Source organism: Mesorhizobium alhagi CCNWXJ12-2, assembly GCF_000236565.1.
Classification (GTDB): domain Bacteria; phylum Pseudomonadota; class Alphaproteobacteria; order Rhizobiales; family Rhizobiaceae; genus Allomesorhizobium; species Allomesorhizobium alhagi.
In genome coordinates this window covers 1-600 of sequence record NZ_AHAM01000231.1, presented here as the reverse complement: position 1 = coordinate 600, position 600 = coordinate 1, and the positions used below count along the sequence as shown (strand labels likewise).

The following is a 600-nucleotide window of genomic DNA, read 5'->3' as shown; positions in this document are numbered from 1 at the left end:
GCGAGATGACCGGAGTTGCGGCGTCCGTGCCTTCGATTGTTCCGTCGCTGCCGCCGAAGCCAAAGGTAGTTGTCCCGCCGCCGGAAAGCGGATGGAGCCGCACCAGCACCAACTGCCCGCCACCAATGACGGTCAGGCCGTTCTGCAGCGTGAGGCCTTCGGTAAGCAGATTGCCGGATCCACCAAGCGCGACGACGAAATCATTGAGTCCTGGATTGAGCCTCGCCCTCTCGACCGCGTCGTCCAACGTGGTCGGGTCTCCGAGCGTGCCCAGGCCGAGCGTGTTCTCCCCGTCGGCGGCGAAGAAAAAGCCGAACGCCTGTCCCGTGCGCGCGTTTATCGCTCGGCGGCTCAGCGAACTGCCGCTCTCGACGTTGTCGACCCGCACGCCGATATCGCCGCGAACGCGCTCGTTGGCGCGCTTGCGCAGGCCCTCGCTGACAGCATAGGCGGGCTCCGGACCGGTGTCGCTCCCGGCGCGCTCCGTTCCGCCGAGCGGGATCGTTAGCCGCACCGAGCCGGCGAAATGGGTCCCGTCGCGATTGTCGTGGCGGACCTCGCCGCCGAACACCACCGACGCGCCGCTGTCGCCGAAAACAT

General features: G+C 67.3%; 1 protein-coding gene. It reads right to left on the bottom strand.

Annotation, left to right across the window (positions count from 1 at the left end; genetic code table 11):
* On the bottom strand, window positions 1-600 hold a 600-nt coding region (locus tag MAXJ12_RS37790; protein WP_008838946.1), incomplete at both ends, for a hypothetical protein.